The following is a 21,066-nucleotide window of genomic DNA, read 5'->3' on the forward strand; positions in this document are numbered from 1 at the left end:
TCGGCCTCAGGCAGTGGCAGGGGTGAGTCCATTCTTCGCCTCGTCGAGAGCAGTTTCGAGTTGCTGGAAGGTCGGCGCGAACGCAGACGGCGTCATGCGGCGTGCGATCTCGATGGCTACCTGCACCGGCTGGTTCTGGGCGTAGGCAACAATCGCGGTCTTCACGATGCTGAAGGGCTGGGAATCGGCGTCGATCGTTTCCAGCAGCTTGGATGCGAGCGGCCCCACCACGCAGTAGGAGAGGAGCACGCCCAGAAAGGTGCCGACCAGCGCGCCGCCGATCATGGCACCCAGAATTTCGGTAGGCTGATCGATCGAGCCCATGGTCTTGATGACGCCCAGCACGGCGGCGACGATGCCGATGGCGGGAAGGCCGTCGGCCATCAGCTGCAGCGAATGCTGCGGATGCGCCTCTTCGTGGTGGTGCTTCTCGATATCGGCTTCCATTGCCGATTCCAGCTGATGCGGATCCTCGAAATTCACCGTCATCATCCGCAGATAGTCGCAGATGAACTCGATCAGGTGATGGTCCTTGAGCAGCCGGGGATAGGGCTGGAACAGCGTGCTTTCCTCCGGCTTGTCGAGATGCGGTTCGATGCCGGTGGCGCCGCCCTTCTTGAAGGTCGAAAGCAGCGTGAACATCAGCGTCAGCAGGTCGGTATAGTCGCTGGCTTTCCAGCGCCCGCCCTTGAACGCGCGCATCAGCCCGCCGCCGGCCTTCTTCACCGTGGCCATCGAGTTGCCGACGATAAAGGCACCCACGGCCGCGCCGCCGATCGCCATCAGCTCGTGCGGCAGCGCTTCGGCAATGATGCCGAACTTGCCGCCCGACATGATGAAGCTGCCGAACACGCATCCAAGAATGATGATGAATCCAACGGCGTTCAGCATGACGGGCTCAAAGTCTTTCCCTGGGTCTTTCCAGAATTATAGGATGGTTTCGGAAGCGAAGTGTGGTTCTGGGAAACTGCTTAGGCAGCGAGGCGGTCGCGCTCGCGATCCTGCCACTCGATCACCGCCAGATAATTGCGCAGCCGGTTGAGCTCGAGCGTGCTGAGCAGCGCATTATTGTGCCAGGGCACGACGATGTCGGCGACGCGGCTGGCCCAGGGCGCGGTGGCGTCGAACAGCACGCCCATGCCGAACACGGCGGGCACATGCGCATAGGCCAGCTTGTCGCCCGCCTCGCGGCGCTGGTCGAGGAAATCCTCCACCGCGGTCAGAACGCCGTTTCTGGGGCCGCCCTCGTGCAGCGCGAAGGCGAAATGGCCCGCACCGCGAAAGCCGTGGCCGGGCGGCAGCATCCCCGGATTGCCCAGCGTGATGCCGGCATCGAAGCTGTGCGGATGGCGATGTTCCGCGGGAATCCGGTTCGGTGCATAATACATGTCGCGGCGGCCGGTGGGCCAGCTGACATCGTGCAGAAAGGCGAGCAGCGGCCGCCCGTCCCGCACCGCCAGCGCGTTTGCCATCTGCAACTCGTTGAACACGGTGTAGTAATTATGGTCCCCGTCGATCACCCAGGCGTCGATGCCGCCCAGCGTCGGGATCGCTTCCAGGCTGGGCAGGGGGATGTGGCGGACCTCCGGCGTGTGCGCCGCCCAGTCGAGAAACTCCTGCTTCGGCGCAGGGTCGATGCTGGTCAGCGATCCGCCGGTCACGCGCGCATAGGCCGCCAGATGCTGGCTGGTGCCGCCAAATTCGGCGCCGACCTCGGCAATCGAACGGACTTCGGCTGCCTGCAGCGTGGCGAGAATGATGTCCCAGAATTCGGTCATCGAATGGATCAGCAAATTGGTCACGCTTTGACTCCCGGCGCATGGACAAGCTGCTGCGCGGGCGTCGGCGCGGCGGGCTGGCGAGGGGCGATGGGGCGGAACACCAGCGCGAGCATCATCGGCCGGTCGTCGACGCGCTTGGGCGGCGGCACCATCATGAAGGAAAATTCGTTCTCGCAGTGGAACAGGTACGGGGCGATCTGCGCCATGCCTTCCAGCGTGGGCAGCGCCTCGCGCTCGTCCTTGCCCGGCCGCTGCTGCTCGCTCAGGAAATTCTCGACCGGCATGAAGATGGCGCTTTCCACCTGCACCCAGTCGAACAGCTGGCCGAACTGGACGCCGATCGAGAAGCGGCAATCGCCGATCGGGATCGGTGCCAGATAATAGCCGTCATGCGTCGGCGTCGCGGTCACGGTGCCGGTCGACACATTGGTGCCATCGGCGACGATCAGCGGCAGCGGGATCGAGCTGTCGACGAAATCGGCATATTTGAGCGGCAGGCCGAAACGCTTGTGCGACAGTAGCGACAATTTCAGCGCCAGTCCCTCGCCGTGCAGCTCGGCGGGAAGATACATCCGCTCCGAGCCCTTCATGTAGAACAGCCCGCGCTGGCGCAGCCCGCGTTTCGCGATCGCGGGATCGAACAGCGCGACGGTGTCGTCCACGCCCAGATTGATGTCGTGTTCGAAGTCCGACACCACGGCCAGCTCGTTCGGCAGCGGCAGGTACATCAGCCGGCCCATGACCGACGCGGCCATACGCCGCCACAAGGGCAGTTCATCGACCGTGCCGCCGCGCACGCGCACAGCGGCCTGTTCGTGCTCGAAGCGGACGCAGCCTTGCTGGATGCGGTCGCGGACCTCGTTCTGGCGCGCCTTGATGCTGTTGCCCTTGCGGATCGGCGAGCCGTCGGCCTTGTAGTCGACGGTCGAACCCTGTGCTGCGGTACAGACCTGCTCGAACACCGCGACATTGGCGCACATCGCCTCCAGCGTGTGTGCGTCATAATCCTCGCCGTCGATCAGCCCCTTCTTGTCGAAGCCGCTGCGGAACTGTTCGCGCAGCAACAGATAGCGGCCGGCGACATGAACGTTCAGCCGGGTGCTGAGCAGCGTGTCGACATCGTTCTGGACCGATCCGTTATAGCCCAGGTCGACGAGCATCAGCGTATCGCCCGGCGCCGGCTGCACCATGGTGCGGACATGGTTGACCAGCCGATCGGCGAAGCCCTTGCTCTTCTGGATAATCTGGCGGAGCCGCTGCGGCTTGTGGATCGCGCGCAGGAACGCGGCGCCGCGGCCCTTTTCCTTCGGCACATCCTTCAGCACCAGCGCCGCTTCGTTCGGCGGCAGCAGCAACTGGCGTGTCACTGCGCGGAGATCGCTGAACAGTTCGAACTGCAGGTAGCGATCGATCGCCGCCTCGCTGGTCAGCGACGATGCGGTGGCGGTGAAACGACTGATCTCCGCGGGGTGGCCGGGGGCAGGGTGGCCGCTCGCCTGATGGACCAGCATCGGCAACTGGCCGTCGCGCATCATGAACAGCCAGTGGACCGTGCCGCCGCGCTCTGCCTGCAGCGCGGCCGCTTCGGCCTGCAGCCAGCGTTCGAAGGCATGCAGGATCGGGCCCAGAACCGAAAAGCCGAACGCTTCGGCATCGTCGGTGATGGCAGGCTCGACTGCGGCCAGTGCGGCGCGGTGCGGCTGTTGCGCGGCGATAATGCCGGGGTTGCGCGGGTGGAGGATCGCGCTGGTCGAGGATTCGAGCCGCAGCCGCTGTTCGGTCGCTTCGCTGAACTGCTTGAGATGCAGCGTCTGCACGCCGAACGGCTTTACGCCGGTCACGTCGGCATGCGGATTGTCGCCGATGTGCAGGATCTGGAAGGGCTGGGCGTCCACTTCCTTCAGCACATATTCGTATAGGCCTTCGCCCTTCGACCGACCATAGACGGACGAGCAGAACAGCCGGTCGATCAGCGCGGCGACATCGTCGCCGGCCGCACGCGCGATCAGGGTACGCAGCTGGGCTTCGTCCAGATAGGTATCGGATACGATGATGACGCCCAGGCCGCGCCGCTTCGCCTCGCGCATCAGGTCGATGGTGGGCACGAAGCCAAAGCAATGGCGCGCCTCCGCATCCAGCTCGGCCTGAATGGCGGCTTCGATGACGGTATCGTCGCCGTGCGGGAACAGCTCGCGATAGATTTCGCCTATCGACACTTCATTCTGCTTGCACCGTACGGCCTTGGCAGTCCGGGCGCGCTGTTCGGCCCATTGCCGCTGCGGACAGGTGATGCCCGGCAGCGCATCGAAAATGTCGCGCGGGGCATGCGTGTCGCGCCACAGCAGCGTATCGAAACAGTCGAGCGAGAGCAGCTTGAGCGGACCGCGCCCGTCGAGCGCGGAAGGCATCGCCTGCGGAAGGATGAAATCGGCCAATGCTTTTGTCCCTGGAATGCGCCCGCATCGTGGGACGCATGAATCTTATAGGATGGGCGCAACCCAGGGCGGCAAAATCTTCCTAGAATGGTAGAAGAGCCAAAGGAGCCAGAATGACCATCAATGCCTATCAGGCGGCCCGAAGCCGGGCCGAAACGCCGCGGCAGGCGGAATTGCGGCTGATGCGTGAAATCACGGGCGAGATGATCGCCGCGCACGAAGCGGGCCTGAAAGGCGCGCTGCTGATGCCGGCGCTCTATCGCAATCGCGAAATGTGGTCTGCCTTCGTCACCGATTGCGGTGCGCAGGGCAACGGCCTGCCGATCGAGCTGCGGGCAAAGATCATTTCGCTCGGCCTTTGGGTCGACCGCTTCACCAGCGACGTCGTTGCCGGACGCGAGCCGATCACCGACCTGATCCAGGTGAACCGCGCGATCATGGAAGGCCTGGGCATTACCGAACGCAGCGCGCCTGCGGACACTGCCGCCGCCGCCTGATCTTTTCCTCCCCAATGCCGTAAAGGGGCGTTCCGCGATGGCGGAGCGCCCCTTTTCTGTTTCTGCGCCTGGGGTATCACAATCCCGGATACGAAAAAGACGCCGCGATCAAGCGCGGCGCCTTCATGACAATAGTCGGGCGGGGAGCGGGCCGGTACCGCCTTGAAATTCGCTCTTTCGCGAATTTCCAAACGGGTTCTCAGAAAGACGCCCAGTCGCCTTCGGCCACGGCGCTCGTCGCAGGAAGCGGCTTTACTGGCGAGTCATAACCGCTGACGATCGGTTTCAGCGCCTGTTTTGCCGGTGCCGACCGCAAAGACGTTGCGCTCGCACCCTTCCTGTCGATCGAGAAGCGCGTCGCCTTGTCGGCAAGTAGCGCGACTTCACTGGTCAGATTGCGGGCTGCAGCCGAGGTTTCCTCCACCATTGCCGCATTCTGCTGGGTCGACTGGTCCATCGTGCTGATCGTCTGCGAAATCTCGGTAATCGCGCTCGACTGGGCCTGGTTGTCGCTGGCGATGGCACCGAGCAACTGGTGCACTTCGGCCACGTCGCCGGAAATGTTGGCTAGCGCGCCGTCCACTTTTTCTACCATTCCGACCGCAGTGATGATGTCCCCCTGCGTTGCGGTCAACTGATCGCGGGCACGGCCGGCTTCTTCCTCCGCGCGCATCGCGAGTGCCGAAACAAGATCGGCGACGACCGCAAAGCCGCGCCCTGCCTCGCCGGCACGTCCGGCCTCGACGGCGGCATTCATTGCCAGAACCCGCGTCTGGAACGCGATCTTGTCGAGCCCTTCGATCACGCTGTCGATGCCCTTTGCGCTGTCGGACACGCGGGTCATCGCGCTCACTGCTTCGTCGGCAATCGCGCGTCCGCCCGACACGGTGGTGATGGCGCCATCGGCACGCGCGACGGTGCGGCCTGCGGCGGCGGCGGTGGCCTTCAGCCGCTGATCCATTTGCGCTACTGCAGCGGCCGTCTGTTCGAGCGCGGCGGCATTCGCCTCGGTACGGCGAGCAAGATCCTCCGATGCGGCAGCGATTTCGCTCGATCCGGTCCGGATCGCGCCGGTCGATTCGATAACCGCGCCGATCAACGCGCGCAGGCTGGCCAGTGCATTGTTCAGATTGCTCTTGAGCTCGGCATAGGCAGGCGGGAAATCCTCGCGAATATCGGCCGTAAGATCGCCGCGCGAGACCCGCGTCAGGCTTTCGCTCAGCGCAGTGGTAACGGCGCGCTGCTCGGCCGCCTGATGGGCATCCGCTTCGGCCCGCTGCACTGCGGCCGTGCGGAACTGCTCAACGGCATTGGCGATCTCGCCCAGTTCATCCCCCCGGTCGCGGCTTGGCACGACTGCAGTGCCGCCCTGCGCCAGCGTCTTGGTCGCGCCGGCAAGCTCTGCCATCGGGCGGGCAACGGTACGGCCGATTACCAGCCACACGCCGGCAAGACCGGCAAGGGTCAGGATCGAAAACCCGATCGTCATGATTAAGGCCAACCGCGCACGTTCCATGCCTGCAACGTTCGCGGCTTGCGAGGTCTCGCGCGAAAGTTCCAGCAGCTTTCCGGTCTGCTCGGTCGCATCGTGCGAGCGATCCTTGCCTTCGCCCTTGATCAGGGCAAGCGCTGCTTTCTTGTCGGTGTCCGCCGCCGCGAAGATACGATCGTTGGTTTGATGGAGCTGGTTCTCGATCGCGGCGAGCTTCGCGATCTCACTCGCGAACGCGGGCGGCGCAACCTTTGCAAAGCCCGCGATGTCATCGCGCAGGGATACCGTCGCCGCATCCATCCGCCCGCGCAGCTTGGCCGCATCCTTGGCGTCAGCGGCATTGTAATAGCTGTATACGATGATCCGCATTTCCTTCACATCGCTGATCACGTCGGCGAGCTTGGACATACCGGCCACGCTGCTTTCGACATGCTGCCGGGCGATCCCGCCAAGCGCGACATTGGATGCGTAGCCATTGATGGCGAGCGCAATCACCAGCGCAGACAGAAAGCTGAATGCGATCAGAAGCTTCTTCGCAAGGCGCCAGTTGTCAAGAAACGCGATCATCTGAAGTCCAGTTATTTGCGCAATCGTTCGTAACTGCGTCGCTCTGTCAGGCGACCGCCCCGTATTATAGAACGGATTCCCGACGGGCATTTTGCAAGCCTGGTTACTTTCGAACGTGCGTCAGATGCTCCCTCTGTAGAAATACAGGTAAGCCCGTCTTCTGGCCGGTTTCTCCACGCTCGATTCTATAATTCGAACATTCGCCTCCTCTCGGAGCAGACCTATGTTCGTGTTTTTGCTGCGCCATCCCGCTGCGCTCGCTGTTCCTGTACTTCTAGCCGCGGCTTCGCCGGCTGCAGCACAGGATGCTCCTGTCGTACATCTGGAGGCCAGCACCCGTGCTCGCGTCGAGGTGATCGACGGTCAGTTCCGGCCGGGCATCGAAACCAGCACGACCTTCGTTTCCTTCCGCACGACGGTAGGCGCGAAGATCGACATCGGCGATTTCCGGCTTGCCGGCGAGATCATCGACGCCCGCGGCTATGGGGAGGGCGATCATTCGTCGGTCAAGGCAACCGAAGTGAATGCGCTGGAGCCCGTGCAGGCCTATGCCGCCTATACGGTGCACGGTGTAGCGGGGCGCGGGGATGCGCTGACGGTCACCGGCGGGCGGTTCACGATGAATCTCGGGTCGAGCCGCCTTGTCGCGCGGACCGACTTTCCGAACACGGCGCAGAGCTATCTGGGCGTGATGACCGAGTATCGGACCCGCGCCAAAGCACAGCTCACCCTGTTCTGGACGCGGCCGTTCCAGGCGCTGCCGAGCGATCTGGCCGCGATTGAGGACAATCGCGTCGAGCTGGACCGCGCCGGTGGCAACATGACTTTCTGGGGCGTGCATGGCGCCACGCCCAGCCTGATGCCGAAGATCAGCCTGGACGGCTATTTCTATCGCCTGACCGAAGAAGATCGCGGCGGCCGACTGACGCGCAACCGGCGGCTCAGCACCTTTGGCGCACGGTTGCGTCGGGCACCGGCCAAGGCGCAATTCGACTTCGAAGTAGAAGCCGCATTGCAACAGGGCACGGCGCGGGCGACGGCGGCGATGAGCGATGTCCGCGATCTGCCGGTGCATGCCGGCTTCGTGCACGCCGAAATGGGCTGGACCCTCGCTGGAGGCTGGACGCCGCGAGTCTCTGCGCTGTTCGATTATGCCTCGGGCACGTCGTCGGGCAGCAATTACGACCGGTTCGATTCGCTGTTCGGCGCGCGGCGTGCCGATTGTGGCCCGGTCGCGCTGTTCGGCCCGATCGGCTTGGCCAATCTTGTCTCGCCGGGCCTCCGCATCGAAGCGAAGCCGTCGAAGCGGTTCGACGTGATGGGCGCAGTACGCGATCTCTGGCTTGCAGAAGCCGGCGACAGCTTCGCCTCCACCGGCGTACGCGACAAGGCCGGCGCCTCGGGCCGGCATGCCGGCGTGCAATTCGAACTGCGTGCCCGCCGCTGGCTGCTGCCGGAAAAGTGGCGGCTGGAGCTAGGTGCGGCCTATCTCGCCAAGGGTGAGTTCCTCCATCACGCGCCGGGCAGCCCGCAGGATGGCGACACGCGCTATGTCCATATCGACACGAGCTGGAAATTCTGAGGCAGTTTCACCGGGAAAATCTGGTTGTCCACGTAGGTACAAACCCCGGCTGGTTACGTGCACGTCAACGCTATAGCTGAGAGCAATCAATAGATCAGTCGGGACTCCTTGTGGACGCGCACGAACTGCTCATGATCCTCGTGGTCGGCGAAAGTGGCTTGCGCAGCATGCTGTCCGCTCGACTGGCGCTGGCGGGTCTGGATGTCATCACGGCCAAGCATTTCGACGATCCGCAATTGCTGCGAATGGGTAGTGCGCCGCGGGTGCTGGTCACGGACCAGGGAGCAACGGCGGACTATCCGGGCGGCGTCGAAACGCTTTCCCGGGATCCGCAATGGGCGCATGTTGTCGAAATCGGCGGCGATGTGCTCGTGGAGGATGATCGGCTGGTCCGCATCCCCCGTTCGGAACCCGCTGCCACCATTACCGCGCTGGCGCGGCAATGGGGCGGCGAACGGCGAGCCTTATTTGGGGAAGAGGCCGGCGGCGAAGGCGATCCGCAACGCTTCTGACAGGCTGCGCACTTCCAGCTTCTCCATCAGGTTCGCACGATAAATTTCTACCGTACGCGGGCTGATGTCGAGTTCATAGGCGATGATCTTGTTCGATCGCCCTTCGATCAGCCCCTTCAGCACATCGGTCTCGCGTGGCGACAGCTTGCTGATCTTGGCTTCGGCCTGCGACGTGCGGGCGGCGGCCTCGCTGTCTTCCTCCAGCCGCGAAAAGGCCTGGTCGATCACCTTCATCAGGAATTCGGCCTCATAGGGCTTTTCGATGAAGTCGAGTGCGCCCGCCTTCATCGCCTGCACTGCCAGCCCGACATTGCCCTGGCCGGTCAGCACGATAGGTACGAATTTCGGCGAGCGATTGAGCGTGTCGAGCACGTCGAGCCCGCTCGATCCGGGCATATGGAAATCGAGCAGGACGACGCCGTCATCCAGCTCGTGCCGCTGTTCGAGAAAGGCGTCGCCGGAGCGATAGCCGCGCACCACCAGATCCGGCCGCACCGAAAGCAGACTGTGGAGAGAGGCGCGGACGGCATCATCGTCATCGACGATGTAAATGGTACGGGTCATGCTTCTTCACCTTCTTCCATTGCAGGGAGAGTGAAGCGGAAAGACGCTCCCCCCGAAGGGTTGTTTTCTGCGGTCAAGGTGCCGCCATGCGCTTCGATGATACGCTTGCTGATCGAAAGGCCAATGCCCATTCCGCCCCCTCCGCTTTTCGTAGTCGTAAACCGCGTGAACAGACTTTCAATAATATGAGCAGGTATTCCCGGTCCAGAGTCTGTAACGATAATCGCAATCATCTGGTCTGGCAGGGGTTCTGACGTAATGCTGATCTGGCGATCTTCGCGTCCGCTGAGTTTCATTGCCTGTATGGCATTGCGGAGTAGGTTAACAAGTACCTGCTGGACCTGAATTCGGTCGGCCAGAATAAAGGGCGCTGCCGGATCCAGCTGCACATTGATGCGCAGATTGAAATGGCCGGTGCCGACCAGCACCAGATCGACGGCATCGCGCACGGTGCGCTCGACCGATTCGACCCGCATTTCCACTTCGCCGCGGGCAACGAAACTGCGCAGGCGGCGGATGATCTCGCCGGCGCGCTGGGTCTGTTCCGATCCCAGTCGAAGCAGGTCGGTCACGCGCTCACCGGATTCCCCGCGTTCCAGCAACATGCGGGCAGCGGCCAGGAAATTGGCCGTGGCGCTTAGCGGCTGGTTCAGTTCGTGCGCCAGATCGGCGGCCATCTCGCTCATCGCGCTCTGGCGGGAAACATGCGCGATTTCGGCGCTCAGGTCGCTCAGTCGCTGTTCGGTGGCGACGCGGTCGGAAAGATCGCGGGCAAACATCGTCAGCAGCACAAAGCCGTCGCTGCGTGCGGCGCCGATCCGCACCTCAACCGGAAAGCGCTTGCCGGTGGCGGATTCTGCGTTGCCCACAAGCACCCGCCCCACCAGGCCTTCGCCCGTTTCGATGAAATGGCGCAGCATGGCGCCGTTCTCTTCGCGGTCCTCCTGCGGTGACAATATCGCAGAATCCTGGCCGACGACTTCCTCGGCCCGGTATCCCCATAATGCTTCGGCAGCAGCGCTGAACTGCAGGATCGTGCCGTTGCCGTTGATCACGATCATCGCGTCCGGAACGGTTTCCAGCACCGTGCGCAACTGGGCCTCGCGGCGGCGCAGGGCTGCTTCGCGCTCCTCCCGCTCGGTAATGTCGAGGATCGCGCCGACAACGCGCACCATGTTGCCATCGCTGTCGTAAAAGGCGCGGGCGGAGCCTTCGACCGCGCGGGTGCTGCCGTCCGCGGCAATGATGCGGTACCGAAACGCGAATCGGTCGGCCCGCTCCGCAACCGTATTGGCCACGGTTTCGCTAACCGCCTGCTGGTCTTCCACCGGCACGCGGGTTCGCCAGGCGTCCAGGGTCGCCAACGCGCCTTGTTTCAGGCCCATGCGCTGCTCGGTGCCCGGCGACCAATCGATCCTGCCGCTGCCTATATCCCATTCGAAGATGCCGAGTTCATGCGCAGCGGTCGCTTCGGCGAGCCGTTCCTCGCTTGCCCGCAGCGCGCGCAGCGCCGAGACGCGCTCGCTGATGTCGGTGATGCTGTGGACGACCACGGGTTTCCGGCTGCTGCTGGTGACATGCATCAGCCGTTCGATGACGTGGATAGCGCGACCCCCGCGGGCCTGGGCGACCAGTTCCAGCGCCCCGTCCGCATCGGGCATGGCATAGGTGCCGCGCCAGTCGGGGCAATAGGCTCTCAGCAGGCCATAGACATTCTCGCCCAGCGCTTCCTGTTCGCTCCAGCCGAACAATTGCTGGCAGCCGAGCGACCAGTGCAGGATCTTGCCATCGGGGGCGGTGAGCACCACGGTGGCGCCGTCGAGCGCCTGGCTCATTTCCGCGCGCGCTGCCTGCTCGTTGCCGACGCGCGTCACCGCCCAGTACGCAACAATGCCGACCGTCAGGATGTTGAACAATATCAGCAAAACCTGGCCCTGACCCGGTACGAGCTTTCCGCTATGCACCACCGTCAGTTCAAAGAGTGCAGGCAGGGCAGGGACCACGATTGCCGCAGCAATCATCACGCTGGCGACGCTGGACCCGGAACGGGGCGCGCGATGGGGTTCGCTGGCGACGAAGGGGCGTTGCATCAGCAGCACGGCGGCGGCGAGCAAAATGCCGATAGCGGTGGACGGCAGCGAAATGTGCAGGATGATCGGGGTCGGACCGGGGGGGCGGGCGAGCAGCAGCACCAGCGCGGCCGAGCAGCCCAGCGCCAGCGGCACGGCCGCGATCAGGCTGCCGATGTCGCGCAGCGCCCGTATCCGACTGACCGGGGCATAGGCGGCCAAGGGCAAGACCAGGAAGTTGATGGCGGCGTTTACCCCCGGGCGGCCGGGGAAGTCATAGGGATAGGTTGCAAGAAGATCGTTGAACAGCAGCCGGTCCATGCCGGGCGCGATACCCGCCGCTACTTCGACAAGCGCCACGATCGCGAGCGTTACCGGCACCGCCCAGAGCGCGAAGGCAAGCCGTTCGCGACCGGACCAGTTCGCCAGCATGCCCGTGGCAAGGAAGACATAGCCGATCGCAGTCAGCGGCCAGACCGGATAGGGCGCGATGCCGAAGCTGCGCAGTGCGGGGATGTCGAGCACCCAGCCTGCCAGCGCGACAAGCCCGCATAGCAGGCCGATCACGACAAGCAGCCGCGCCATCCCGGCAATATTGTGCGATGAGTGCCCGCTCATCGCATCGGAAGGTTCGTACACACGCAATCCACCTGCCCCTGCACAGGTCGAAGCCGAGGCCGCGGCCACAAGCTTGGTTAGCATCTGCGATATCGATGTAAAAGGCCAGAGACTACCGTAGTTTTACCAGCCGTTCTGGTTGTTCCGGATTCCCGGCAGCCCATGCGACTGCTTGCCAAAGCAATGACTTCCCGCGATCACTTGCGCAACATGGGGTTTCCGGGGAAGGAGTCGCGCTTGAAACGAACGGTGGCAATGGTTGCCGTGTGCCTCGCATTGGTGGGGTGTGCAGGCGAAAATGGCGGCAAGGCGCAGACTGCCTCGAAAGGGTCCACCGCCAAGGGGCCGGGGGCGGGCAAGGGCTATAATCACGATCCCTATCCCTCCACCTATCGCCCCTATCCGGGCGTGCCGACGCTGCTCACCAATGTGACCGTGCTCGATGGCGAGGGCGGACGGATCGACAAGGGCGCGGTGCTGTTCCGCGACGGCAAGATCGTCGCTATCGGCCAGAACCTTGCCGCCGAGCCCGGCGTGACGGTGATCGACGGGCAGGGCAAATATGTCACCCCTGGCGTGATCGACATCCACAGCCATCTGGGCGACTATCCTTCGCCGGGCGTGGAGGCCAATTCGGACGGCAACGAGGCGACTTCGCCGGTCACGCCCGATGTCTGGGCCGAACATAGCGTTTGGCCGCAAGACCCTGGCTTCGGCCGCGCGCTGGCCAATGGCGGCGTCACCACGCTGCAGATCCTGCCGGGATCGGCCAATCTGTTCGGCGGCCGCTCGGTCGTGATCAAGAACGTCTATGCCCGCACCGTGCAGGGGATGAAGTTCCCCGGCGCGCCCTATGGCCTCAAGATGGCGTGTGGCGAAAATCCCAAGCGCGTCTATGGCGGCCGCGGCGGCAAGCCTTCGACCCGGATGGGCAATATCGCCGTCGATCGCGAAACCTGGGCCCGCGCGGTCGAGTATAAGCGCCGCTGGGACAAATATGAGAAGGAAGGCGGCGATCCGCCCGGCCGCGACATCGCGATGGACACGCTGCGCGGTGTGCTCGAAGGCGAAATTCTGGTGCAGAACCACTGCTACCGCGCCGATGAAATGGCCATCGTGATGGATATGGCCAAGGAGTTCGGCTACCACGTCTCTGCATTTCACCACGCGGTGGAAGCCTACAAGATCGCCGATCTGCTGAAGGCCAACCAGACCTGCGCCGCTGTCTGGGCCGACTGGTATGGCTTCAAGATGGAAGCCTATGACGCGGTGCCCGAAAATCTCGCGCTGCTGGAAAAGGCTGGCGCGTGCGGGATGATCCATTCCGATGACGAGAACGGCATCCAGCGGCTGAACCAGGAAGTCGCCAAGGCGCGTGCCGCGGGCCTGCGTTCTGGCATCGACATATCGGAGGCGACGGCCTGGAAATGGCTGTCGATCAACCCGGCAAAGGCGCTGGGCATCGCCGACAAGACCGGCAGCCTGAAGCCCGGCAAGATGGCGGATGTGGTGCTGTGGAACGGCAATCCGTTCAGCGTCTATACGCGGCCGGAAATGGTGTGGGTCGACGGGGCGCTGCTCTATGATGCCAAGGACCCCAAGCGCCGCCCGGTTTCCGATTTCGAGCTCGGCCAGCCGGGCGAGGGGGATGTGAAGTGATGAAGACCCTGCTTCTCGCTGCCGCGGCCTGCGCGGCGCTTGCAACCCCTGCGATGGCGCAGGACGTGGCGATTACCAATGCGAAGCTGGTGATCGGCGACGGCTCGGCCCCGGTCGAGGGTGGTACGGTAGTAGTGCGTGGCGGCAAGGTGGTCGCCGCCGGTCGCGGCGTCGCGGTGCCTGCGGGCCTGCCCGTGGTCGATGCCGGCGGGCGCTATGTCACGCCGGGAATCTTCGCCGGTTTCACCCGGCTGGGGATTGTCGAAGTCGATGGCGTCTCCCAGACCAATGACGCTTCGGCGGGCGGATCGCCGTTCAACGCCGCGCTCGACGTGGCGCCGTCGGTCAACCCGCGGACCAGCACGCTCGCGATCAACCGGTTCGAGGGCATCACCCGCGCCGTCGTCGCGCCCGAAGTCAGCAAGGGCTCGGTCTTTGCGGGGCAGGGCGCGGTGATCGATCTGGGCACCGACATGAACGGGGTCGCGCGGCCGCGCGCCTTCCAGTTCATGGAATATGGCGAAAATGGCGGTCAGGCCGCAGGCGGCAGTCGGTCGGCCGCCCATGCGCTGATCCGCAACGCCTTTGCCGAGGTCCGGGACTATATCCGCAACCCGGCCAGCTTCGCCGGGCGCGGCAAGGACGCGCTGCTCACCCGCGCCGATGCCGAGGCGCTGGCGCCGGTGGTGCAGGGCAAGGTGCCGCTGCTCGTTCATGTCGAGCGCGCGTCGGACATTCTGGTGCTGCTTCAGCTCAAGCGCGAGACGCCGGGGCTGAAGCTGGTGCTGGTCGGCGCGACCGAAGGCTGGACGGTGGCGAAGGACATCGCCGCCGCCGGGGTGCCGGTGATCGCCACCGCGCTCAACGATCTGCCCGCCTCGTTCGAGCAGCTCGCCGCCACCCAGTCGAATGTCGGCCGGATGCAGGCTGCGGGGGTTACGGTGGCGATCGGCACGATCAACCAGGACGATGCGCGTCAGGCGCGCTGGGAAAAGCAGTTCGCCGGCAATCTGGTCGCGCTCACCCGCGTACCGGGGGCGACCGGGCTCGACTGGAATGCGGCGTTTGCGGCGATCAGCGCGAAGCCGGCCGAAGTGCTGGGGATGGGCGATGCCTTTGGATCGCTGCGGCCGGGTCGCGCCGGCGACGTGGTAATCTGGGACGGCGATCCGCTGGAGGTCGGCACCGTGGCGGTGAAGCTGTTCATCGACGGCGTCGAACAGCCGCTGACCAGCCGCCAGTCGCGCCTGCGCGATCGCTATGCGCAGCCCGAGGAAGGGGCGCTGCCCAAGGCGTATCAGCGCTGAGCGGGCTTCGATACGGAACCTTCACGATGGCGCGGATTTGGGCGCCATGATGGGACGAACCCGGCGCGGCGGTGCCGCGCGGGCCATTCGGGAGAGCAAGACATGACGATGCGGATGATCCTTCCGGCGCTTGCCGTGCTGGCGCTGGCGGGGTGTAACGGGCAGCAGACGGCGTCTCCCGCCGGGAATGACGACAGCGCCGAAGCGAATGCGGTGGTCGACAATGGCGAGGCCGGCAACAACGTCGCGGCGCAGGTCGTGGCGATGAGCGAACGGATGCGCAACGTTGTCTTCATCCGCGCGATCCGGGATGCCAATCTGCCCTGCGAGCATGTCGACAGTTCGGAGCGGCTGCCGGACCAGAACGGCCTTCCCCTGTGGCGCGCCAACTGCAAGCCAACCGGCAGCCACATGATCACCATCACGCCTGACGGTACGGCGAAGATCATCAGCCGCAGCGACGATCGGTAGGCCGGAGGGGCGCCGAAGCCTCTTGCAGTTGACGCAGCGTCAACGTGCATATCGGCACCATGGTTGATTCGCTCGACATTGCCGAAGTCGCCCGCCGTACGGGCATCAGTGCGCGGGCGTTGCGCTTCTATGAGGCGCGGGGGCTTCTGACGCCGCTGCGCACTGCGTCCGGGCGTCGCCATTACGGGGCGGGGGAACTTGCCCGGCTCCACCAGATTCTGGCCATGAAGCGAGCCGGGCTGACCCTGGCGCAGGCACAGCGGCTGCTGGCGCGGCGCACGCTCGATCTTGCGGGGTTGATCGACGCGCAACTGTCCCTTCTGGACCAGCAGGCGGCGGCGATCGACCGTGCCCGGCGGCTGCTTCTGGAAACCAAGTCCCGCGTCGAGCGCAGCGAGCCCCTCGACGTCGCGACCTTCTGCTCGCTGATCGAATAAGGAGAAGATCATATGCAGAAACAGGCGCAATGGGACGCGCTGGCAGCGCGCTACCTGACGGATGCGGAACGCGAGGACTTCGCGGCGACGCATGCCGCATTGCCCGCCGATTTCGATCAGACCGGCTATGCCGCCCAGTGGAAAGAGTTGGGGGATCGCATCAAGGCGGCGCTGCCGCTCGATCCTGCCAGCCCGGCCGCACAGGGCTTCGTTGCCGAATGGAAGGCGCTGCTCGCCCCGTTCAACGCCGTGGCGACACCGGCGATGCAGGCGGGCGTGCAACGGATGTACGCGGGTATGGCGCAATGGCAGGGCCAGGCCGATCCCGGCTTTGACGCCGAGGTGTTCCAGTTCATCCAGGCGGCGATGCGCGCCCGGACCTGAACGCCACGCGGGGAGCCCCTCCTCCCGGCAGGAGGGGCTTTGCCGTTGCCGTGCCTGCCGCTAAGCCTGCGCGCGATGGATGCCGGCCTGCCCGATCGCGACCCTGCGGCTACTGCGCCGCGCCCCAGCCTGGCCGGCGCGCTGATGCGGGGGCTGCGTGCGCCGCCCGCTGGCACAGCAGCGACGCGGCGTAGCGGGATCGCGCTCGCCTTGCTGATCCTCGCCGGGCCGTTGTTGACGCTGACTGGTGCGACGCTGCTGGCCATGCGGGCAGAGGATGATGCTGCCCGGCTGCGCGACCGGCTTGCCCCGGCGCGCTCGGCGCTTCAGGCGCAGGAAAATGCGCGGGCAATGCTGGGCGCTGTGGCGGCGCGGCCGACCCTGGGGGCTACGCTGGAGGCGCTGGCCGGCGTTTTGCCGCCCGGCGCCAGCCTGACCCGTGCCGAACGCGATGGGCGCGGCCGGCTGGCCCTGGATATTCTCGCGAACGATCCCGACGCCCTGCGTACCGCGCTGCGTCGCTCGGACCGTTTCGCGGCACTTCGCGATGTGGCCGAGCGGCAGGGCGACAGCGGCATGCTCGTCACGCTGCGCGAGGGGCAATGATCGCGCGCCGACCCTTGCTCGCCGGGCTGGGCCTGGGGCTGCTTGCCGCCGGGCCGCTGCTCCCGCTGATGTTTTCCGCGCTCGACCGGCTGGCGGCGGCGCGCGCCGCGCGCGATGCGCTGGCAGCTTCGGTGGCGAGCCCGGCAAGGGTAACGCCGCTTGTCGTGGGCGTGGCACGGATCGATGCGCCTGATGCGGCGCGGGCGCCGGCGCAGCTTCTCGCACGGGTGCAGCAGCTTGCCCGGCGTGGCGGGGTGCTGGTGGAACGCGCGACGCCGATCGCCGCGCCGAAGGGGCTGGCGGTGCTGCACATTCGCCTGTCCGGCCCGGAAAAGGCCGTGGTGGCGCTGGCCGATACGCTGGAGCGCGACCCGCCGTTACTCCGCTTTCTGCGCTGGCGAATCGAGCCGGTGGCGGGGGGCGTGCGGCTGAGCGGCGATCTCGCCGGGGCGTGGCGATGAGGGCTGCACGCCTGGCGCTGGTCGCCGCCGGACTCGTGGCAATCGGCATGCCCTTGCTGTTGCTGATGCCGCAACAGGTGAATCACCGTACGGTGACTTCGGCGCGTCCGGCACCGATCGCGCCCGTCGCCTTGGCGCCGCTCGCCCGCGTCTGGGAAAGGCCCTTGTTCGCCACCGCCCAAGGCGAGGCGCTGCCTGCCGACGCGCCGCAATTGCTCGGCATCGCCGGACGGCTGGGCAGCGATGCGGTGGCGCTGGTCCGCACCGGCGATGGCCGGACGCGCAGCATCGCGGTGGGCGACAGTATCGATGGCTGGCGGCTGGAATCGCTCGCCATCGATGCGGCGCTGTTCACCCGCGGCGGCCAGCGCGCACGAGTGCCGTTGCCGGCCGATCAGTAGATCCCGTCGATTTCCACCTTCAGCCGCGCCGGGGGCGGGGCCAGCAACAGGCTGTTGCGCCGGTTATTCTCCGCCTCATCGGCGCGCAGCCGCGCATAGCGATCCTTCGCCGCCGCGCTCGCATCGGCACCGTCGCGCAGGATCGTCGGCTTCAGGAAGATGAAGAGCGTGCGCTTCTGATGCTGTTCGCGCCGGCTCTTGAACAATTCCCCGACGATCGGAATGCTGCCCAGCACCGGCACCTGCTGGCGCGTATCCATATAATCGTCGCTGGTGAGTCCGCCGAGGACGATGGTGTCGCCATTGTCGGCGAGCACTGTGGTGTTGATCGCGCGCTTGTTGGTGATGATGTCCGACGCCTGCGACACGGTGGTGCTGGCGATGGCGGACGCCTCCTGGTTTACCTGCAGGCGGATGGTGTCGCCGGCGTTGATCCGCGGCAGCACGCGCAGGGTGATGCCCACGTCCTTGCGCTCGATGGTGGTATAGGGCGTAGTCGAGCTGGAGCTGGTCAGGATCGAGCCGGTGACGAACGGCACATTCTGGCCCGCGATGAATTCGCCCGGCACATTGTCCAGCACCGTGATCTGCGGCGTGGAGAGCAGATTGGCCTTGCTGGAGGTGCCGAGCGCCTGCACCAGGATCGAGAAATTGTCGCCGATCTTGAAGTTGCCGGTGGCGCCGCTCGCCCCCGTGCCGAGCAGCGCGCCGGCGGGCACGCCCAGCGTCGAGAGGATCGCGCCCAGCGAGGTGCCGCCGGCGTTGAACGACGTCGCGGCGCCCGTCACCTTGTTCAGCACCGCCCCGCTGGTGCCGAGCTGTACCGCCAGCGCCTCGGCATCGTCGCCGGTGATTTCGGCGATGGCGGCTTCGATCAGCACCTGCGGGCGGCGCACGTCGAGATCGGTGATCAGTTGCTCGATAGAGGCGATGGCCTTGGGCGAGCCGCGCACGACGATGGCGTTGAGCTCAGGTGCCGGCTGCACCGTCAGATCGGGCGTGGAAAAGCCCTTGGGCGTCGGCGCCGTCATCGACTGCATCACCGGCGTGGTCGCGCTGGTCGCCGCCTGAACCCCGCCGTTCGGTAGCGGCGGCGTGCCGCTCGTGCCCGATGCGCTGCTTTGCGAGGCGAGCCGGGCAAAGGGATTGACGGTGCTGGGGGCCAGGCTCTTCGCCACGGGATTGTCGGTGCTTTCGCCCAGCCCCAGCACGCCGCGCAGCACATCGGTGACGGTTTCGGCATCGGCATAGTTCAGCCGGAACATGCGCGTGATCGGCGTCGCGCCGCCCGGCTGGTCGAGCGAGGCGATGATGCGCCGGGCATCGGCAACCGATGCGGGGGTGCCGCGCACGATCACCGTGTTGCTGCGTTCGTCTGCGGCGACGCGGGTGCCGCCGCCGCTCTGGTCGGCCAGCACATTCTGCAGCGCCTGGGCGACATCGCCGGCATTGCCGTTCTTCAGCGTGACCGTGGCGAAGCTGGCGCCGCCGCCGCTGTCGAGCTGGCGGACGATCGCCTCCACCCGGCGGACATTGTCGGCATAGTCGGTGATGACGACGGCATTGGGGCTCGTGAGCGGTTCGACGCTGCCGAAGCTGGCCACCAGCGGGCGGGCGACGCGTGCGGCATCGGCAGAGGGCACATTCGCCAGCCGCACCATCCGCGTCACCAGTTCCTGCCCCGCGGCACCCCGGCTCGGCACGCCGCCGTCGCGCACCGCATTGGCAGCGGGCACGATCCGCCACGCCCGGCCGGACCGCACCGCGGCAAAGCCATTGGCGCGCAGCACCGACTGGAACAGCTCCCAAACCCCCGCCGGCGTCAGCGGGCTGGACGAGGTGACCGTCACCACGCCCTTCACGGCGGGGTCGAGGATCAGCGTGCGGCCGGTGATGCGCGAAATCTGGTCGGCGACATCGGCAATGTCGACGCCGCGCATGTTGATGACGATGTCGGCGGCATCCTGCGTCGGGGCAGCCGTCTGGGCGGCGACCAGCGCGGGTTCCAGCACCATCGGCGCCAACGCGAAACAGGCCAGGGCGGAGCGAATCGTCACGATGTTTCTCTCTAGCGGAGCGGCACGGTAAGCGTCATCGGCTTGCCGTTGCGAAGGATCTGAAGCTGCACGGTGCCGCTTTGCTGGGCGGCGGCGAAGGCGGCATTGGCAGCCTGGCTGTCGGTGGTCGGCACGCCGTTGACGGTGGTGATCAGGTCGCCGGGTTGCATGCCCGGCGGCCCGCCATTGCCGATGCGCAGGCCATCGCCGGTCTGCACCGCGCCGATCTTTTCCAGTACCGCCGCCGTGTTGCCCGGCAACGCAGCCGGGCGCGGCGCGGGGCCGGGGGCCATCGGGCCGGCATTGGGCTGCGCCGCAGCGGCCTGGCGCTGCTCCGGCGTCAGGCGCGGATCGGGAAAGGCGAGGAATTCGCTGCGGCCGCCGTTCAGCAGCACCACGCGATCATGCTGGACCGACTGGATCGTCGCGCCATTCACCGCGTCGCCGACATGAAAGGGTTTGGCCGGCTGCCCGCCCACGGCAATGAACGCTGTGGAAAGCGTCGGCGGCACCGCGGCCACCACGCCCTTCAGCTCCAGCGGCAGCGCGGTCGGCTGTGGTGCGTCGGTCTGTACGGACTTGCCGAACGGCGCGAGTGCGATCACCGGCGCCATGTCCGGCGCGGCGGTGGCGCCATTGTGGCGGCCGGGGACGACGATCGCGCCGGTGCCGACATGGCCGGCAATCCGCCAGGTCAGTCCGGCCAGCGCGACGGCGACGGAAATCACCACCGCGCCCGTCAACAGATCGAGCACCGTACGGGTCTGGCGGGGAGAGAGGCGCAGTCCGGTCATCCCTTGCGTCCGTCCACGAACCCGTCGAGCGATGCAAGCGGTGTCTTCTCGCCTGCCGCAAAGACATCGATCCGGATCCGTTCTATTTCCGGGTCGTCAGTGCCCCGGCGGCTGATCGAGACGCGCCATGCCTGGCCCATCATCTCCACCGTTTCGGTGGCGGGGATGCCGCTTTCCAGCTCCGCGAGCCGGTTCTCCGCCACCCACATCGCCGCCGCGCGCCGCTCGAGCCCGCGGGTCGAATCGATATGTGCCTCGACGGTGCGCATCAGCCCCACGGTCGCAATGGCCAGCACCGCCAGCGCCACCAGCGCTTCGATGAGCGAGAAACCCTCGCTGGCGGGGGAGGGGGCGTGCGAGCCCACAGAATCG

20 protein-coding genes are annotated in these 21,066 nt (G+C 65.8%); 11 read left to right on the forward strand and 9 right to left on the reverse strand.

Annotation, left to right across the window (positions count from 1 at the left end; translation table 11 throughout):
* Positions 1-6: 6 nt before the first annotated feature.
* The 3 genes from motA to ACT53M_RS11575 form a co-directional block, all read right to left on the reverse strand.
* Positions 7-891, reverse strand: a complete 885-nt coding sequence (gene motA, locus ACT53M_RS11565; RefSeq protein WP_476228954.1) for a flagellar motor stator protein MotA — start codon at positions 889-891, stop codon at positions 7-9.
* A gap of 80 nt (positions 892-971) precedes the next feature.
* A complete protein-coding gene (locus tag ACT53M_RS11570) occupies positions 972-1,802 on the reverse strand; it encodes a class I SAM-dependent methyltransferase (RefSeq protein ID WP_476233508.1) in 831 nt (276 codons plus the stop codon).
* The gene (locus tag ACT53M_RS11575; RefSeq protein ID WP_476233510.1) at positions 1,799-4,216 is read right to left on the reverse strand and encodes an HAD family hydrolase; all 2,418 of its coding nucleotides are present in this window, start codon (positions 4,214-4,216) and stop codon (positions 1,799-1,801) included. The genes ACT53M_RS11570 and ACT53M_RS11575 overlap by 4 nt, the downstream gene beginning before the upstream one ends.
* Before the next feature lie 113 nt (positions 4,217-4,329).
* Here ACT53M_RS11575 and flaF point away from each other — a divergent pair, with 113 nt between their 5' ends.
* Entirely contained in the window at positions 4,330-4,713 is a 384-nt protein-coding gene (gene flaF / locus ACT53M_RS11580) for a flagellar biosynthesis regulator FlaF (RefSeq protein WP_476233511.1), read from the forward strand.
* A gap of 199 nt (positions 4,714-4,912) precedes the next feature.
* Here flaF and ACT53M_RS11585 read toward each other — a convergent pair whose 3' ends face one another.
* On the reverse strand, positions 4,913-6,772 hold the full coding sequence (locus ACT53M_RS11585) for a methyl-accepting chemotaxis protein (RefSeq protein ID WP_476233512.1): 1,860 nt from the start codon (positions 6,770-6,772) through the stop codon (positions 4,913-4,915).
* Positions 6,773-6,995: 223 nt separating this feature from the next.
* Between ACT53M_RS11585 and ACT53M_RS11590 the strand changes: the two genes are divergently transcribed.
* Together ACT53M_RS11590 and ACT53M_RS11595 are read left to right on the forward strand one after the other, a co-directional pair.
* Positions 6,996-8,354, forward strand: coding sequence for an alginate export family protein (locus ACT53M_RS11590; RefSeq protein WP_476233513.1), 1,359 nt, complete (start codon positions 6,996-6,998; stop codon positions 8,352-8,354).
* Between the two features lie 110 nt (positions 8,355-8,464).
* Complete coding sequence (locus ACT53M_RS11595) at positions 8,465-8,866, forward strand: hypothetical protein (RefSeq protein ID WP_476233514.1); 402 nt, start codon at positions 8,465-8,467, stop codon at positions 8,864-8,866.
* On the opposite strand, the gene ACT53M_RS11600 is transcribed toward ACT53M_RS11595, so the two are convergent.
* Together ACT53M_RS11600 and ACT53M_RS11605 are read right to left on the reverse strand one after the other, a co-directional pair.
* The gene (locus ACT53M_RS11600; protein WP_476228961.1) at positions 8,819-9,430 is read right to left on the reverse strand and encodes a response regulator transcription factor; all 612 of its coding nucleotides are present in this window, start codon (positions 9,428-9,430) and stop codon (positions 8,819-8,821) included. The genes ACT53M_RS11595 and ACT53M_RS11600 overlap by 48 nt on opposite strands.
* Complete coding sequence (locus tag ACT53M_RS11605; protein WP_476228962.1) at positions 9,427-12,138, reverse strand: PAS domain S-box protein; 2,712 nt, start codon at positions 12,136-12,138, stop codon at positions 9,427-9,429. Before ACT53M_RS11605 ends, ACT53M_RS11600 begins: the two co-directional genes overlap by 4 nt.
* A gap of 234 nt (positions 12,139-12,372) precedes the next feature.
* On the opposite strand from ACT53M_RS11605, the gene ACT53M_RS11610 reads away from it, so the two are divergent.
* The 8 genes from ACT53M_RS11610 to ACT53M_RS11645 all read left to right on the forward strand — a co-directional run bounded on the left by ACT53M_RS11610 (position 12,373) and on the right by ACT53M_RS11645 (position 17,843).
* Entirely contained in the window at positions 12,373-13,776 is a 1,404-nt protein-coding gene (locus ACT53M_RS11610) for an amidohydrolase (protein ID WP_476229054.1), read from the forward strand.
* Positions 13,776-15,083: an amidohydrolase family protein gene (locus tag ACT53M_RS11615; protein ID WP_476228963.1), complete on the forward strand. Its 1,308-nt coding sequence runs from the start codon at positions 13,776-13,778 to the stop codon at positions 15,081-15,083. The genes ACT53M_RS11610 and ACT53M_RS11615 overlap by 1 nt, the downstream gene beginning before the upstream one ends.
* A 102-nt stretch (positions 15,084-15,185) precedes the next feature.
* A complete protein-coding gene (locus tag ACT53M_RS11620) occupies positions 15,186-15,554 on the forward strand; it encodes a hypothetical protein (protein ID WP_476228964.1) in 369 nt (122 codons plus the stop codon).
* Positions 15,555-15,613: 59 nt separating this feature from the next.
* Positions 15,614-15,991, forward strand: coding sequence for a MerR family transcriptional regulator (locus tag ACT53M_RS11625; protein ID WP_476233515.1), 378 nt, complete (start codon positions 15,614-15,616; stop codon positions 15,989-15,991).
* A 12-nt stretch (positions 15,992-16,003) separates the two neighbouring features.
* Positions 16,004-16,375, forward strand: a complete 372-nt coding sequence (locus tag ACT53M_RS11630) for a TipAS antibiotic-recognition domain-containing protein (protein WP_476233516.1) — start codon at positions 16,004-16,006, stop codon at positions 16,373-16,375.
* 39 nt (positions 16,376-16,414) lie between these two features.
* Positions 16,415-16,981 (forward strand): hypothetical protein, encoded by a 567-nt coding sequence (locus ACT53M_RS11635; protein WP_476233517.1) that lies wholly within the window; start codon positions 16,415-16,417, stop codon positions 16,979-16,981.
* The gene (locus tag ACT53M_RS11640) at positions 16,978-17,442 is read left to right on the forward strand and encodes a hypothetical protein (protein ID WP_476233518.1); all 465 of its coding nucleotides are present in this window, start codon (positions 16,978-16,980) and stop codon (positions 17,440-17,442) included. The genes ACT53M_RS11635 and ACT53M_RS11640 overlap by 4 nt, the downstream gene beginning before the upstream one ends.
* Positions 17,439-17,843: a hypothetical protein gene (locus tag ACT53M_RS11645; protein ID WP_476233519.1), complete on the forward strand. Its 405-nt coding sequence runs from the start codon at positions 17,439-17,441 to the stop codon at positions 17,841-17,843. Before ACT53M_RS11640 ends, ACT53M_RS11645 begins: the two co-directional genes overlap by 4 nt.
* On the opposite strand, the gene gspD is transcribed toward ACT53M_RS11645, so the two are convergent.
* The 3 genes from gspD to gspI are packed head-to-tail and all read right to left on the reverse strand — an operon-like array spanning position 17,837 to position 21,059.
* Positions 17,837-19,900: a type II secretion system secretin GspD gene (gene gspD, locus ACT53M_RS11650; protein WP_476233520.1), complete on the reverse strand. Its 2,064-nt coding sequence runs from the start codon at positions 19,898-19,900 to the stop codon at positions 17,837-17,839. The two genes, ACT53M_RS11645 and gspD, sit on opposite strands and share 7 nt — an antisense overlap.
* Before the next feature lie 11 nt (positions 19,901-19,911).
* A complete protein-coding gene (locus tag ACT53M_RS11655) occupies positions 19,912-20,694 on the reverse strand; it encodes a type II secretion system protein N (RefSeq protein ID WP_476233521.1) in 783 nt (260 codons plus the stop codon).
* The gene (gene gspI / locus ACT53M_RS11660; RefSeq protein WP_476233522.1) at positions 20,691-21,059 is read right to left on the reverse strand and encodes a type II secretion system minor pseudopilin GspI; all 369 of its coding nucleotides are present in this window, start codon (positions 21,057-21,059) and stop codon (positions 20,691-20,693) included. Before gspI ends, ACT53M_RS11655 begins: the two co-directional genes overlap by 4 nt.
* Positions 21,060-21,066: the final 7 nt, after the last annotated feature.

The organism is Sphingomonas sp. DMC6 (assembly GCF_056314225.1).